The organism is Streptomyces luomodiensis (assembly GCF_031679605.1).
Taxonomy (GTDB): Bacteria; Actinomycetota; Actinomycetes; order Streptomycetales; family Streptomycetaceae; genus Streptomyces; species Streptomyces luomodiensis.
In genome coordinates this window covers 5,259,914-5,273,591 of the sequence record NZ_CP117522.1, presented here as the reverse complement: position 1 = coordinate 5,273,591, position 13,678 = coordinate 5,259,914, and the positions used below count along the sequence as shown (strand labels likewise).

Sequence of the window (13,678 nt, the reverse complement as noted above, 5' to 3'; positions counted from 1 at the left end):
GGTCAGCCCTCCCTCAGCACGGCGGCCAGCACCCGCGCCGCCCGCTCCACCTCGGCGAAGCCCGTATACAGCGGGGTGAAGCCGAAGCGCAGCACATCGGGGCGGCGGAAGTCGCCGATGACACCGCGCCGCACCAGCCCCGCCATCACCTCCCCCGCGTCCGCGCACCGCAGCGCCACCTGGCTGCCGCGCTCGGCGTGTGCGGCGGGGGTGAGGGACCGGACGCGGCCCGCCGGGACGTAGTCCTCGACGCAGCGGAGGAAGAAGTCCGTCAGGGCCAGGCTCTTGGCCCTGACGTCCTCGATCGCCACGTCGTCCCACACCTCCAGCGCGGCCTCCAGCGCCAGCATCGAGAGGATGTCCGGGGTGCCGACGCGGCCGCGGGCCGCGCCGTCGGCCGGGGTGTAGGCGGAGTCCATGCCGAAGGGGTCGGCATGCGAGTTCCAGCCGGGGAGCGGCGAGTCGAAGCGGGGCTGATGCGCTCGGGCGACGTACAGGTACGCGGGCGCGCCGGGCCCGCCGTTGAGGTACTTGTACGTACAGCCGACCGCGAGGTCGACCCCGTGGGCGTCCAGTCCGACCGGCAGGGCGCCCGCGCTGTGGCACAGGTCCCACACGATGAGCGCGCCCGCCGCCTGCACGGCGGCCGTGGTCGCGGGCAGGTCGTGGAGGCGGCCGGTGCGGTAGTCCACGTGGTTGACGAGCGCGACGGCGGTGCGCGGGCCGACGGCGGTGGGGACGTCGCGCGCGGCCACCGGCCGCAGGGTGCAGCCGGTCATCCGGGCGGCGGACTCGGCGATATAGCCGTCGGTGGGGAAGGTGGCCTCGTCGACCAGGATCTGATCGCGGTGGGCGCCGCGCTCCTGCGCGATCCGTACGGCCGCGACGACCGCCTTGAAGACGTTCACGCTCGTCGAGTCGCCCACCACCACCTGGCCGGGGGCGGCGCCGAGGAGTCGGCCGACGCGGTCGCCGATCCGCTCCGGCGCGGTCCACCAGCCGCTCTCCTCCCAGGAGCGGATGCGCAGCCGCCCCCATTCGCGGGCGACGACATCGGCCAGCCGGGGCGGAACGGCACGCGGCAGCGCGCCCAGCGAGTTGCCGTCGAGGTAGATCGCCTCGTCGAGGGTGAAGGCGTCACGCTTGGCACGCAGCCTGTCGGCCGCGTCGAGCCTGGCGGCCTCGCCGACCAGACCGACCTCGGCGGACTCGACACCGGCCGACGCGACGCCAGTCGGCTCGACGCCGGTCAGCTCGGCCTCGGACTGCCCGGCGCCGGGCAGTCCGGACACGGACGACTCGGCGCCGGCCGGCTCGGCGCCGCGCGGCTCCGGGGGGATCGTCGCGTCAGACATGGCTGCGCGCCGTCCACAGCTCGGGGAAGACGGTCTTCGCCGCGCGCTTCTCCAGCCAGGCCACCCCGGCCGAACCGCCGGTGCCGGTCTTGGCGCCCATCGCCCGCCGGGTCGCCACCAAGTGGTCGTTGCGCCAGCGCCACACCAGCTCGGCGACCTCAGTCAGTGCCTCACCGAGCCGGATCAGCTCACTGTCGCGCGGGCCGGAGTAGATCTCCTCCCAGACCCGCTCCACTCCCGGGTCCGGCTCGTAGCGCAGGGTGGGATCGCGGTCCAGTACGGAGGCCGGGACGGCGAGGCCGCGGCGGGCGAGATAGCGCAGCACCTCGTCGTAGAGGCTGGGCTCGGTCAGCGCCTTCTCCAGCTCGGCGTGGACCTGCGGCGCGCCCCGGTGCGGGACGAGCATGGCCGCGGACTTCTCGCCGAGCAGGAACTCCAGCCGCCGGTACATCGCCGACTGGAAGCCCGAGCCCTCGCCGAGCGCGGAACGGTACGCGTTGAACTGGCCGGGGGTGAGATGGGCCAGCGGCGTCCAGGACGCGTTGAGCGACTCCAGCTCGTAGGCCGAGCGCTGGAGCGCGGCCATCGCGGTGGGCAGATCGTCCTCGCGCAGCGCCTGCGCGGCGGTCTGCCACTCATGGACGAGGACGGTGAACCACAGCTCCATGACCTGGGTGGTGACCAGGAAGACCATCTCGCCGGGGTCGTCGGAGAGCGGGCGCTGGAGGTGGGTGAGCACGGACGCCCGGACGTAGTCCTCGTACGGCGTGGTGCCGTCGAAGTCCAGGTGGGGGGCGTCGGGGTGGTCAGGGACAGGCTGCTGCGACATCGCGTCTCCTGTGTACTGCTCGCTACCGGGTAGCGGTCCGCCCCTTCCTCTCGGTCTCGGAGCCCCGGTCCCCTCGGGGCCCACAGCCGAAGGGGCCCCGCTCCGCATCATCCGTGTCGCACGGAGGAACGGCAAGTACGGAAGGGGCCCGTGGGGCGTACGCCGCCCCACAGGCCCGGTGCGTCTCGTTACGCCTCAGTTCAGCGGAGACGGCTGAGGCGAGGCAGGTGGAGAAAGGCAGCGGCAGCTCAGGAAAGCGTGTCCGCCGCGGTCGGGGAGCTCTCGCGGAGGAAGGTGGAGCAGCGCTCGTACTCCTCCTGCTCACCGATGGTCTGCGCGGCGCGTGCGAGCGCGTGCAGGGCGCGCAGGAAACCACGGTTGGGCTCGTGCTCGAAGGGCACCGGACCGTGGCCCTTCCAGCCGTTGCGGCGCAGGGCGTCGAGTCCGCGGTGGTAGCCGGTGCGGGCGTACGCGTAGGACTCGACCACCCGGCCGCCCTCGAACGCCTCGTCGGCGAGCTGCGCCCAGGCGAGCGAGGAGGCCGGGTACTTCGCGGCGACCTCGGCCGGGGCCGCGCCGGAGGCGAGCAGCTCCCGCGGCTCGGGGTCGTCGGGCAGATGGGTCGGGGGCGGTCCCCCGAGCAGGTTCTCGTGAATGGCCATGAGTTCCAGTCTGCCTGGTCCGGAGCCCCACCCGACACGCTCAAGCCAACCGGCCCGCCGAGTCGGTCCAGGGAGCCTCGGTCCTCGGTCCTCGATCCTCGGGCTTGGGTCCAGGGGGCGGACGAGGGCGCGGGTCAGGTGTGGGGGCGCTGCTCGCCCGGGTCCAGGGGCGGGGCGGACACACCGCAGTGGTAGGCGCACTCGGGACGGCACGGGGGCCGCGCGGCGCGCTCGGCGCCCTTCGCCCGTTCTGCGGGCGCGACGGCCTCGGCCCCCTCCGGCCCCGCGACCGCCTCGGCACCCGCTTCCGCACTCGCTTCGGCGACCGCCTCCGCACCCACGTCCGCCCCCGCCCGCTCCAGGGCGTCCGAGCGCACCGTGCGCCAGGCGAGGATCGCGCCCAGCACCAGCACCCCGGCACAGATCGGCATCGCCCGCCGGAAGGTGTCGGCGAACGCGTCCGGCGACCGGTACGCCTCCGGGCCCATCCCCGCGAGCAGCGGCAGCGCCGCCACCGAGACCAGTCCCGCCGCACGCGCCGCCGCGTTGTTGATACCGCTGGCCAGACCCGCGCGGCCGACGTCCACCGAGGCCAGGACGGTCGCGGTGAGCGGGGCGACCAGCACCACCATGCCCATGCCCAGCACCACCAGCGCGGGCAGGATGTCCCGCCAGTAGACCGCCCCCGCCCCGGCCCGGGTCATCAGCAGCATCCCCACCGCGCACAGCAGCGGGCCGACGGTCAGCGGGACGCGCGGGCCGATGCGCGCGCCCAGCTCTCCCGAGCGGGCCGACAACACCAGCATCAGCGCCGTCGTGGGCAGCAGCGCGGTACCGGCGGCCAGCGCGGAGTAGCCCACGACCACCTGGAGGTCGAGCACCGAGAGGAAGAAGAAGCCGCTGAAGGCCGCGTAGACGCACAGGGTCACCGCGTTGACGGCGCTGAACTGGCGGGACGAGAAGATGGAGAGCGGCAGCATCGGCTCGGGACGCCTCCGCTCCACGGCGACGAAGGCCGCCCCCAGCGCCAGTCCGGCGACGGCCGGGACCACCACCGCGGGCGAGACGCCCTTTTGCGGCGCGGCGATCAGCGCGTACGTGACCAGGCCGAGCGCGGCCGCGCCCAGCACGGCGCCGAGGACGTCGAACCGGCCGCGCGCCTGCGGATCGCTGGTCTCCGGCACATGGCGCAAAGCGACCGGCGCGCACACCGCCGCCAGCGGCACATTGAGGAAGAACACCCAGCGCCAGCCGGGCCCGTCCACCAGCCAGCCGCCGAGGAACGGCCCGATCGCGGCCCCGACCCCGCCGAAGCCGGACCACAGTCCGATCGCCCGCGCCCGGTCATCGGGATGGATCACCGACTGGATCAGCGCGAGCGATCCGGGGGTGAGCAGCGCCCCGCCGATGCCCTGAAGCGCCCGCGCGGCGATGAGCACCCCGGCGTTCGGCGCCAGCCCGCACGCCAGCGAGGCCAGCGCGAACCACACCACCCCGGTGACGAACACCCGCCGCCGCCCGAACCGGTCCCCGAGCGCCCCGCCGAGCAGGATCAGCCCGGCGAGGGTGAGCATGTAGGCGTTGACGGTCCACTGGAGTACGGGCAGGTCGGCGCCCAGATCGAGCCCGATGCGCGGCAGGGCCACATTGACGACGGTGCTGTCGAGCAGGGCCATGGCGGAGCCCAGCACGGTGGTGAACACCAGCCACCGCCCCGCCGGCGCGGAGAGCCGCACACCTGCCATACCTGGAATCATCCCGCGTACGGCCCCCACGGGGCCAACCCACCACGTGAACGGGCCCGGCGGCTCGCCGCGAAGGCGAGCGCCGGGCCCGGAAGGCGCGAGCAGCAGAACTGCTCGAACCGAAGAGCTACTCGAGCAGCAGAACCACTCGAGCCGCGGAATTACTTCAGCTTCGTCCCGGTGGACCGGAGGTTCTCACACGCCTTGGTGACCCGCTCGGCCATCCCCTTCTCGGCGAGCTTGCCCCAGCTGCGCGGGTCGTAGGTCTTCTTGTTGCCGACCTCGCCGTCGACCTTCAGCACCCCGTCGTAGTTGCGGAACATGTGGTCCGCGATCGGGCGGGTGAAGGCGTACTGGGTGTCCGTGTCGAGGTTCATCTTCACCACGCCGTTCTCCAGCGCGGTGCGGATCTCCTCCTCCGTGGAGCCGGAGCCGCCGTGGAAGACGAAGAAGAACGGGTCCTGCTTGCCGTACTTCGCGGCGACACCGTCCTGGAGCTGACGCAGCAGCTCCGGACGGAGGACGACGTTGCCCGGCTTGTAGACACCGTGGACGTTGCCGAAGGAGGCGGCCAGCAGGTAGCGGCCCTTGTCGCCCAGGCCGAGGGCCTCGGCGGTGCGCAGCGTGTCGTCGACCGTCGTGTAGAGCTCGTCGTTGATCTCGTGCGAGATGCCGTCCTCCTCGCCGCCGGTCGGGGTGATCTCGACCTCGAGGATGATCTTCGCCTTGACGGCCTCGGCGAGCAGCTCCTGCGCGATGCGCAGGTTGTCGTCGAGCGTCTCGGCGGAGCCGTCCCACATGTGGGACTGGAACAGCGGGTTCTGGCCCTTGGCGACGCGCTCCTGGGAGACCTTGAGCAGCGGGCGGACATAGCCGTCCAGCTTGTCCTTGGGGCAGTGGTCGGTGTGGAGGGCGATGTTCACCGGGTACTTCTCGGCGACGACATGCGCGAACTCGGCGAGGCCGACCGCACCGGTCACCATGTCCTTCTGGTACTGGCCACCCAGGAACTCGGCACCACCGGTGGAGATCTGGACGATGCCGTCGCTCTCCGCCTCGGCGAAGCCGCGCAGGGCGGCGTGCAGAGTCTGCGTCGACGTCACGTTGATCGCCGGGTAGGCGAACTTGCCCGCCTTCGCCCGGTCGAGCATCTCGTTGTAGATCTCAGGGGATGCGATGGGCATCTGTCCGCTCCTTGTGTGTGCGGGTTAGTCGTTCTTGGCCCTGACCTAGGGGCGACGTCATCGTCGGGGCCATAATCCCAGACTCCGCCGATTGCTCCACTCGGCGCACGCGGGGACCACACGGACGGGGGTGGGGTGGTTTCACGTGAAACCTCACCCACACCGGCTCAGCCCGAGGTCGGCCGGGGTTCAGCTCAGCCCGAGGTCGGCGAGCGAGTACGCCGGGAGGTACGGCAGCCCGGCGTCCGCGATCGCCGGTGCGGCGCCGCGCTCGACGATCGTCGCCACCGCGACGACCTCGGCACCCGCCTCCCGCGCCGCCTCCACCGCGGTCAGCGGCGAGCCGCCGGTGGTGGAGGTGTCCTCGACGACCAGCACCCGGCGGCCCGCGATGTCCGGGCCCTCGATCCGCCGCTGCATCCCGTGGGTCTTCTGGGCCTTGCGGACCACGAAGGCGTCGAGCCGACGGCCGCGCGCGGCGGCCGCGTGCAGCATGGACGTGGCCACCGGGTCGGCGCCGAGCGTCAGCCCGCCCACCGCGTCGTACTCCAGACCGGCCGTGGTGGCGAGCATGACCTGGCCGACCAGCGGCGCGGCCTCGGCGTCCAGGGTGACCCGGCGCAGGTCGATGTAGTAGTCGGCCTCACGCCCGGAGGAGAGGGTCACCTTGCCGTGGACCACGGCCTTGTCCTTGATCTGCTGAAGCAGGGCCTCGCGCGCATCGCTCATGCGCATGAGCTTAAGCCGTGGCCCTCGGCCCCCTCCAAGCCGCTCCGCTACGCCAGTGCGCGCCAGCTCCAGGTCATGGAGATCTCCAGCGGATCGATGGGGGTGACCAGGCGCGGCAGGCTGTTGAGGCCGTTGGGCGGCCCGGACTGCGGTTCCACGCACACCGCCTCCGCCTGCTCGTCGTAGACGACCACCCACTCCGTCCGGCTGGTGACCTTCAGTTCGAGCCGGCCGGGCCAGGTGAGCGTGACGTCCACGCCCTGCGGCATGCCGAAGCAGTCGTCCCAGGGGCCGGGCTTCGGCGCGATGCGGTGGCCGGTGGGGAGGTGGTCCTCCCCGCGCTCCTCCTGCCACTCCGCGTCGAAGGCGAGCTGGACATCGGCACCGCCCTCGCCCAGGTTCCGCAGGAACCAGGGGTGCCAGCCCGCCTGCGCCGGGAAGGAATCGCCCTCGGTCTCCACGCTCATCGTGACGGTCAGGCTGTCCGGGGCGAGCTCGAAGGTCTGGGTGACCCGGCCCTCGTACGGCCAGGGGTCGGCGAGGTCGTAGGTGAAGGCCGCGCTGGACCGCCCGGTGCTGACCGGGGTCCAGGCGACGTTCCGGCCGGTTCCGTGGATCGCGTGCGGCGGGGAGTTGACGGGCAGCTGGTGGGTCCGTCCGCCGTTGCGGAACCGGCCCAGCCCGGTGCGGCCGCACCACGGCACCATCGGGAACGACCCGAACCGCGGGCCTTGCCGCAGCAGCTCCGTACCGCCGATGCGCAGTGAGCCGATACGGCAGCCGTGCTCGGGTGAGACGGTCAGCTCGGCGTCCCCGGCGGTCAGCCGTACGCCCTTGGTCTCCGTTGTCTCTTCGGTGGTCACAGCTACCGACCCTATGCGCACACGCTCACCGGCGGCGGCGAAGTACCCGACGTCCCACCACGACGACCGAGGCGAGCACCACGGCCGCGGCGGGCGCGGCCCAGCGCAGTGTGGCGCTGGTGGAGACGGTCTCGGGCGCGGGGACGGGGGCGTAGCGGCCGCGCGGCGGGGCGTGGTCGACCTCCTCGGTGGAGCGGCCGATCATGGTGCGGCGGGCGTGGGCGGCCTCGGCCGGGGGCTCCTCGTCCAGGTCATCGAGATCGCCGAGGTCACCCAGGTCGCCCAAACCGACGGGCTCCTCGACGGCGTCCGCCTCGCCGAGGTCGCCGACGTCCTCGATGTCCATGTCGTCGGCCGACAGCGGAAGCTCGGCCTCGGTCGGCAGCCCGGTCTCGTCCCCGGTGGCGGCCGCGCCCTCGCCCTCGTCCCCGGCGGCCGCGTCCTCGGCTGCCGCGCCGGTGGCCTCGCCCTCGGTGGCCGCGCTGATCGGGGACGTCTCCAGCCCGGCCGCGAGCGCCGAGGCGAACCGGTCCAGCAGGCGGCGGGCCACGGTGGTGGCCGCCTCCTCGTCGAACTCGGCCAGCCGCCCCTCGCTCCGGACCGTCCCGGAGCAGAGCAGCTCCGTGCCGCCCTCGACGGGCTTCGGCGTCACGGTCAGCGCGAGCTTCACCGAGCCGCCGCCGCGCACCTCGGTGCCCTCGCCCTCGACCTCGAAGACATCCGCGCGCCGGCCGACGCGCAGGGCGCCGCGGTAGGTGATGGTGGACCCGCCGATGCGCAGCCGCAGCCGGCCGGCGAGCGGACCGGCGGCCTCATCGGCGTCCTGCTGGAGCCCGGGAACGCAACGGGCGACGCGGTCGGGCTCCGCGAGCGCCAGCCGGACGGTGTCGACGGGAAACGGAACGAACACCTCATGCTCCATAGCTCAAGACAGTACCCATCGCACGTTCGCTGAGACCCGTTCCCACGCAACTTTCCCCACCGGGCGCGCCGCCCCCGGCCCGGCGGGGGCGGGCCACAAGGTCACCCGCGCACGCCTCACTCCGCATAGCGCGGACGCATCAGCGTGGAAGGGGGCAGACCCGCCTCGCGGACGCGCTCGGCCCCGCGGCGGGCCGCCCGTAGCCCCGCCGGTGTCAGGGAGCGTGGCCGCGGGCCGTGCGGGGCCAGCCGCAGCCCCACCGGGGAGCGCGCCGCCAGCACAAAGCCCCAGTCGTGCGGGTGGCCGCGGCCGGGGCGCGGGGTGTCGATCACATAGGGCGCGGTCCGCAGGCCGACCGACCGCATCGTCGCGTCCACCGTCCAGAACGCCCTCGGCGCGGGGCTCAGCGGCCCCGCGTGGACCACCAGCCGGCCGCCGGGGGTCAGCACCCGCTCGGCCAGGCCGTAGAACTCCTGGGAGTAGTACTTGGTGCTCCCGGTGAGCTCGGGGCCGGGCAGATCGCAGACCACCACGTCGTACGCCACGGGCCGGCGCAGCCAGTCGAAGGCGTCCGCCGTCACCGCCCGCACCCGCGGATCGCGGTAGGCGCCGTGGTTGAGCGCCGACAGGTCCGGGTCGTGCCGGGCCAGCCGGACCACCTGCGCGTCGCGCTCCACGACGGTCACCGACCGGACCCCCGTGTACCGCAGGACCTCGCGCACCGCGAGCCCGTCGCCCCCGCCCAGCACCAGGACCCGGCGGTGCGGTCCGGCGGCCATCGCCGGGTGGATCAGCGCCTCGTGGAAGCGGAGCTCGTCGCGCCCGCTGACCCGCAGCCGCCCGCCCAGGAAGAGGGACACCGGCCGCCCGCTCGCTCCCCCGCCCGTCAGCACGATCTCCTGCTCGCCGGAGCGCAGCGCGACCCGCACCCCCGGTCCGTAGACGGCCTGCCGGGCGGCCCGCTCGAAGGCGGGGGTCAGCGCGGCGCCGGCGGCCAGCACGGCGAGCACCAGCCCGTTGGCGACGATCAGCGTCCACCGCGCCCGTACGCTCAGATCACGGCGGAACAGCCAGAGCACCAGCGCCCCGCCCGCGACCGCGTTGACCGCGCCGGTGACCAGCGCGCCGGTCAGCTGCCCGAACCCGGGCAGCAGCAGGAAGGGGAAGGCGAGCCCGCCGACCAGCGCGCCCACGTAGTCCGCCGCGAACAGATCGGCCACCGCGCCGCCCGCGTCCTGCCGGCGCACCCGCTGGATCAGGGTCATCAGCAGCGGCACCTCGGCGCCGATCAGCACACCGATGGCGAACGAGAAGCCGACGAGCGCGGTGCGCGAGTGACCGCACCAGGCGAAGCACGCGTACAGCGCCATCGCCGAACAGCCGCCGACGAGCGCGAGCACCGCCTCGACCGCGCCGAAGCCGACGGCGGCCCGGCAGCGCAGCCGCTTGGCCAGCAGCGAGCCGACCCCCATGGCGAAGACCATCACGGACAGCACCACGGATGCCTGGGTGACCGAGTCACCCACCAGGTACGAGGCCAGGGCGACGAGTTCGAGTTCGTAGACCAGCCCGCAGGCGGCGCAGACGAAGACCGTGCCGAGCACGAGAAAGCGGCCGAGCCCCGCCCGCACGGGCAACCGCACCGGAGGCGGGGACTCCGGCGACGGCGGCGCATCCGAGACGGCGGACATCGGCGAATCGATCACAAAGGGAACGTTACGTCACATTTGGCCTACGTCTCGTCCCCCGTACGAGTGCATTGCCGTTCGTACGTCTGGCCTCGATACGCGTCGAGGCACCTCACCCGCACGAAACGTGAGAGGACACCCCACCCGGCACTCCGCCCGACAGCCCATCAGGCAGTCCGCCGGGCATCCCACCCGCCAGCCCACCCATGTCGAGCCCACCGGCTCCCGGCGGCCGGAGCGCGGCCGGCACCCTGGCCCCCACGCAGGTGCGGGTGGTGACCAGCCGGCCCTCCTGGGGATAGGCATGCCAGGTCCGCCATCCCACCGTGCCCTCGTGCCACTGCGCGAGCAGCGCCGTGAACGCGTGCGGGCTGCCGGGAAAGGTGCCGGCCAGACCGTGCGGGTGGTCGGCCACCAGGGCGAGCAACTCCTGCGCGCGCCCGGCGAAGGCTCCTTGCGACAACTCCTCGACGCGCGCCGCGAACTCGTATTCACGGCCGTCGACGAGCGTGGAAACCCCCAGCGGAAGCGGGGTGCTGTTGCCGGACATACAGGCCACGGTCTCCGAGCAACGGCCGTCCTCCCCTTCGAGGAGGACCTGGTGCGAAGCTCCCAGCAGCCTCAACTGGACGGCGAAGCCATGGAGTCGCAGATCGAGTACGGCGAGGGCGGGAAGCGGTTCCCGTCCCAGGCTCCAGGCGAGATCGGCGGCGCGGGTATCGGTGTAGGCAGTCTTGAGGGTCGTGAGCATGGGTCGGCTCCGCAAGCACGCAGTGGAAAGATGGGCCGGCTCGCCCCGCGGTGGACCAGGGGCATGCGCATACGCCGGCTCGTGCCCACGTGGGGTCCGTAAGGTCGATGGTGGTACACAGAATCATGAAATGCTCGGCGCCACATCGTTTTTACCCATCTTCACCGGGTTTCCACCCTCTAGGGCGCTCTCTAGGTCAAGTGTTCAACAAGCCCGCGCCCGGCGCACGTTGGCGCGCCGGGCGCGGGCTTGTCGCATCACGGCCGTGAGGACGCGTGGTGAGGGCGGGTCAGCCGCCTCCACCGCAGCCACCACCCCCACCACCGCCACCACCACAGCCGCCCCCGCCACCGCAGCCGCTCCCGCCGCCGCAGCCACCGCCGCCGTGGTGCCCGCCGCCGTGGTGGCCACCCCCGTGATGGCCACCCCCGCCGTCACCGGCCCACCAGCTGCCGCCTGCCGCGCCACCGGATCCCGCGCTCCAGGACCGCCTGCGCCGTCCGCTGTACCCCTTCGACCGGCCGGCGGTGAGCGCGGCGACCGCCGCGAACGTGAACGCCAGCACCACGAAGATGACAACAGGACCCATGGTCCTCACTCTCCTTCCAACCCCCGTAGCGAGGTACCGCTTCGTACCTGTCGGGTCCCCTGCCCGACCGCACCGGGGTCGAAAGCGGAGTTGAGGAAGTCCAGAGGTTGAGGGGAGCATGGGCGAGCCGGCCGACCGGGCGTCAGATCACGCCCATGCCGCGCTTGGCGAGCCGCCGGAACTCCCGGGTGTACGTATCGATGAGCTCTTTGGCCCCGTGGTAGAGCTCGCGGGCCGCCAGGTGCACCTCGTTGAGGAGCACTTGCTCGTTGCGGGACTGATGGGACCGGATCTCGCCGTCGACATAGGCGGCCTTACGGCGCACCACTCCGGGTAACTCCCACAGCGCCAGCGGGTCCGCGGCCATGGACGTCCAGCGTGGCGCCGCTCTGGACATCTGCGGGGCCAGCGCCAGCCAGGGATCGGTGGGAGTCCGTCCGGCGAGGGCCGGCTCCAGCTGGATCCTGGCCTCGACGAACGGAGCGCAGAACTTGGTCAGCTCGTCCTGCAAGGTGTCCACCTTGGCGACGGTGGCCGCCTTGACACTGGCGCGTCCCGTGAAGCGACCCACCGCGACGGTGGCCACCGCCCCGGCAACCGCGCCTCCCAGGCCGATCAACGCCACAGGGATCTCCGACTGAGCCACCCGCCCCCCTCTGCGCGTGCCGCCGCAATCAGGACGATTGTGACAGTGACATGGCAGCGCCACCAGCGGACAACCGTGCTGCTGCGCAGTCCGTCGAGGCAGGACTGACCGTCGGCTCAGGGGGGTAGTGCACGGGCATGCACAGGAGCCGGGTATACGCCGTTCTGATCGACGCGCCGCGGGACGAGGCCGCGCGGGCAGTCGCCTTCTGGTCGGCGGCGCTCGGCGTCACCGCTCGGCCGCTTCCGGCGGCTCCGCAATACACCAGGCTCCATCAGGCCCTGCCCGGGGTGAACACCGCCGTCCAGGCGGTCGACGACGCGCCTCGTATGCATCTGGACATCGAGACCGACGACATCGACGCGGAAACCGCGCGCTTGGTCGCCCTGGGGGCTGAGCAGGTCTCGCAGTGGCAGGAGTGCCGGACGCTCCGCGTGCCCGGTGGCCACCTGGTGTGCGTGCTGCCGGTGGAGAGCGACGCGGAGACCTTCCGGGCCCAGGCCAACGTCTGGCCCTGAGCGGTCCCCTCACCTACTAGTGGTGTTCCACGTGGTGCAGGTCGGCTTCCAGCGCCACCCGGTCCCAGCCGCCCAGGTCGGCGGTCGCCTCATAGGTGCTGTGCAGGAATTCGCTGAGCGTCCGGTCCGGGTCGGCGGCGTCGGCGACCGCCTCGTAGGGCAGCAGGAACTCACCCATCTGCCGCTGGTACGACGCCGCCGCGGGGCGGACCGGGTGGTCGGCGAAGCCGGCCGGCTCGGGATAGGCGTAGGCGTAGAAGCCGCCCTCCTCACCGCCGCCGGGCCAGAACCCGCAGCTGGACAGCTCGAGGGAGTACGCCTCTCGCGTCACCCGGTCCGGCAGGTTGGGCACCCCGCCGGAGGGATGTGTCGGCGCGGGCCGCCCGGAGAAGCGGGTGACGGCCAGGTCCATCGCCCCCCAGAAGAAGTGCACGGGGCTGGCCTTGCCGATGAAAGAGGACCGGAATTCCGCGAACGCCTGGTGTGCCCGGAGCAGCTGGCACCAGAACAGGTACGCGGCGTGCGGATCGTAGGCGGCGTGCCGGTAGTCCTCGGCGAACGGGATCGCCGGGTCCACCTCGTTCGGCCGGGGGTAAATCCGGGTGTGGATGCCCAGCTCTCCCAGCGCGTCCATGATCTCGGCGTAGAACCGGGACACCGGCTTGGACTCCAGCGCCAGCTCGCGCCGGCTCCCGTCGCTGACCCGGATGCGCAGCCGGTGGTCCACGAAATCGAACTCGATATCGAACGCCCCGGTCCGGTACGGGATCGCGGAGGTGCTCAGTCCGCGCGGGCTGACGTACAGGGTGACCTGCCACCAGTGGTTGGCCAGTGGTGCGTGGGCCAGCCGGATCTTGCCGACGATCTGGGTCCACATGTGCAGGGTGTCCCGGGTCTCGGTCCAGTCCGCCACCCGGAGCCGTGGCCAGCCGCCGGTCCGCTGTGTGTTCTGCTCGGCCATCTCGCCTCCCGCTCGCCTCGCGCGGTCCTCGCCGCTCCGGCAACGCGCAGGCGACGGTTTCCAGCCCGGCCGGGTACCCGTGCGCCCGGCCGGTGAAAACGCCGCTCGCTGAAAACGCCGCTCGCTGAAAACCCCGCCGGTGCCCCCGGCGACCCGCCGCTGAAAACCCCGCCGGTGAAGCCATCGACCGCGCCCGGACCAGGGGAGGAGTTGAGGAAGGCCGCCGGTTCGGCGGA

Annotated in this window: 13 protein-coding genes and 1 pseudogene; 1 reads left to right on the top strand and 13 read right to left on the bottom strand. The window is 72.6% G+C overall.

Translation table 11 applies throughout. The features are described from left to right. Positions 1-2 precede the first annotated feature (2 nt). The 12 genes and pseudogenes from kynU to PS467_RS22140 form a co-directional block, all read right to left on the bottom strand. Positions 3-1,355, bottom strand: a complete 1,353-nt coding sequence (gene kynU, locus PS467_RS22195) for a kynureninase (protein ID WP_311036737.1) — start codon at positions 1,353-1,355, stop codon at positions 3-5. Beyond that, on the bottom strand, positions 1,348-2,184 hold the full coding sequence (locus PS467_RS22190) for a tryptophan 2,3-dioxygenase family protein (protein ID WP_311036736.1): 837 nt from the start codon (positions 2,182-2,184) through the stop codon (positions 1,348-1,350). The genes kynU and PS467_RS22190 overlap by 8 nt, the downstream gene beginning before the upstream one ends. Before the next feature lie 248 nt (positions 2,185-2,432). Further along, positions 2,433-2,846: a DUF3151 domain-containing protein gene (locus PS467_RS22185; RefSeq protein WP_311036735.1), complete on the bottom strand. Its 414-nt coding sequence runs from the start codon at positions 2,844-2,846 to the stop codon at positions 2,433-2,435. 134 nt (positions 2,847-2,980) lie between these two features. Beyond that, complete coding sequence (locus tag PS467_RS22180) at positions 2,981-4,591, bottom strand: MFS transporter (RefSeq protein ID WP_311036734.1); 1,611 nt, start codon at positions 4,589-4,591, stop codon at positions 2,981-2,983. Between the two features lie 161 nt (positions 4,592-4,752). Continuing rightward, positions 4,753-5,775 carry a class II fructose-bisphosphate aldolase gene (fbaA, locus tag PS467_RS22175; protein ID WP_268973402.1) on the bottom strand — a complete coding sequence of 341 codons (1,023 nt, stop codon included), beginning with the start codon at positions 5,773-5,775 and terminating at the stop codon, positions 4,753-4,755. Between the two features lie 189 nt (positions 5,776-5,964). Further along, positions 5,965-6,510 (bottom strand): orotate phosphoribosyltransferase, encoded by a 546-nt coding sequence (gene pyrE / locus PS467_RS22170; RefSeq protein WP_311036733.1) that lies wholly within the window; start codon positions 6,508-6,510, stop codon positions 5,965-5,967. Between the two features lie 41 nt (positions 6,511-6,551). Continuing rightward, positions 6,552-7,367, bottom strand: a complete 816-nt coding sequence (locus PS467_RS22165) for an aldose epimerase family protein (RefSeq protein WP_311036732.1) — start codon at positions 7,365-7,367, stop codon at positions 6,552-6,554. A 25-nt stretch (positions 7,368-7,392) separates the two neighbouring features. Further along, positions 7,393-8,289, bottom strand: a complete 897-nt coding sequence (locus PS467_RS22160; protein ID WP_311036731.1) for an SRPBCC domain-containing protein — start codon at positions 8,287-8,289, stop codon at positions 7,393-7,395. Positions 8,290-8,405: 116 nt separating this feature from the next. Further along, a complete protein-coding gene (locus PS467_RS22155) occupies positions 8,406-9,980 on the bottom strand; it encodes a polyamine aminopropyltransferase (protein ID WP_311039932.1) in 1,575 nt (524 codons plus the stop codon). Between the two features lie 232 nt (positions 9,981-10,212). Next, a pseudogene (locus PS467_RS22150) lies at positions 10,213-10,728 on the bottom strand (DUF2617 family protein); the annotation flags it as partial. Positions 10,729-11,017: 289 nt separating this feature from the next. Next, positions 11,018-11,317, bottom strand: coding sequence for a hypothetical protein (locus tag PS467_RS22145; RefSeq protein ID WP_268973397.1), 300 nt, complete (start codon positions 11,315-11,317; stop codon positions 11,018-11,020). Between the two features lie 142 nt (positions 11,318-11,459). Beyond that, positions 11,460-11,963, bottom strand: coding sequence for a hypothetical protein (locus tag PS467_RS22140; protein ID WP_311036729.1), 504 nt, complete (start codon positions 11,961-11,963; stop codon positions 11,460-11,462). A 137-nt stretch (positions 11,964-12,100) separates the two neighbouring features. Here PS467_RS22140 and PS467_RS22135 point away from each other — a divergent pair, with 137 nt between their 5' ends. Then, complete coding sequence (locus tag PS467_RS22135; protein ID WP_311036728.1) at positions 12,101-12,481, top strand: VOC family protein; 381 nt, start codon at positions 12,101-12,103, stop codon at positions 12,479-12,481. A 16-nt stretch (positions 12,482-12,497) separates the two neighbouring features. Here PS467_RS22135 and PS467_RS22130 read toward each other — a convergent pair whose 3' ends face one another. Then, complete coding sequence (locus tag PS467_RS22130) at positions 12,498-13,442, bottom strand: DUF5996 family protein (protein WP_311036727.1); 945 nt, start codon at positions 13,440-13,442, stop codon at positions 12,498-12,500. Positions 13,443-13,678: the final 236 nt, after the last annotated feature.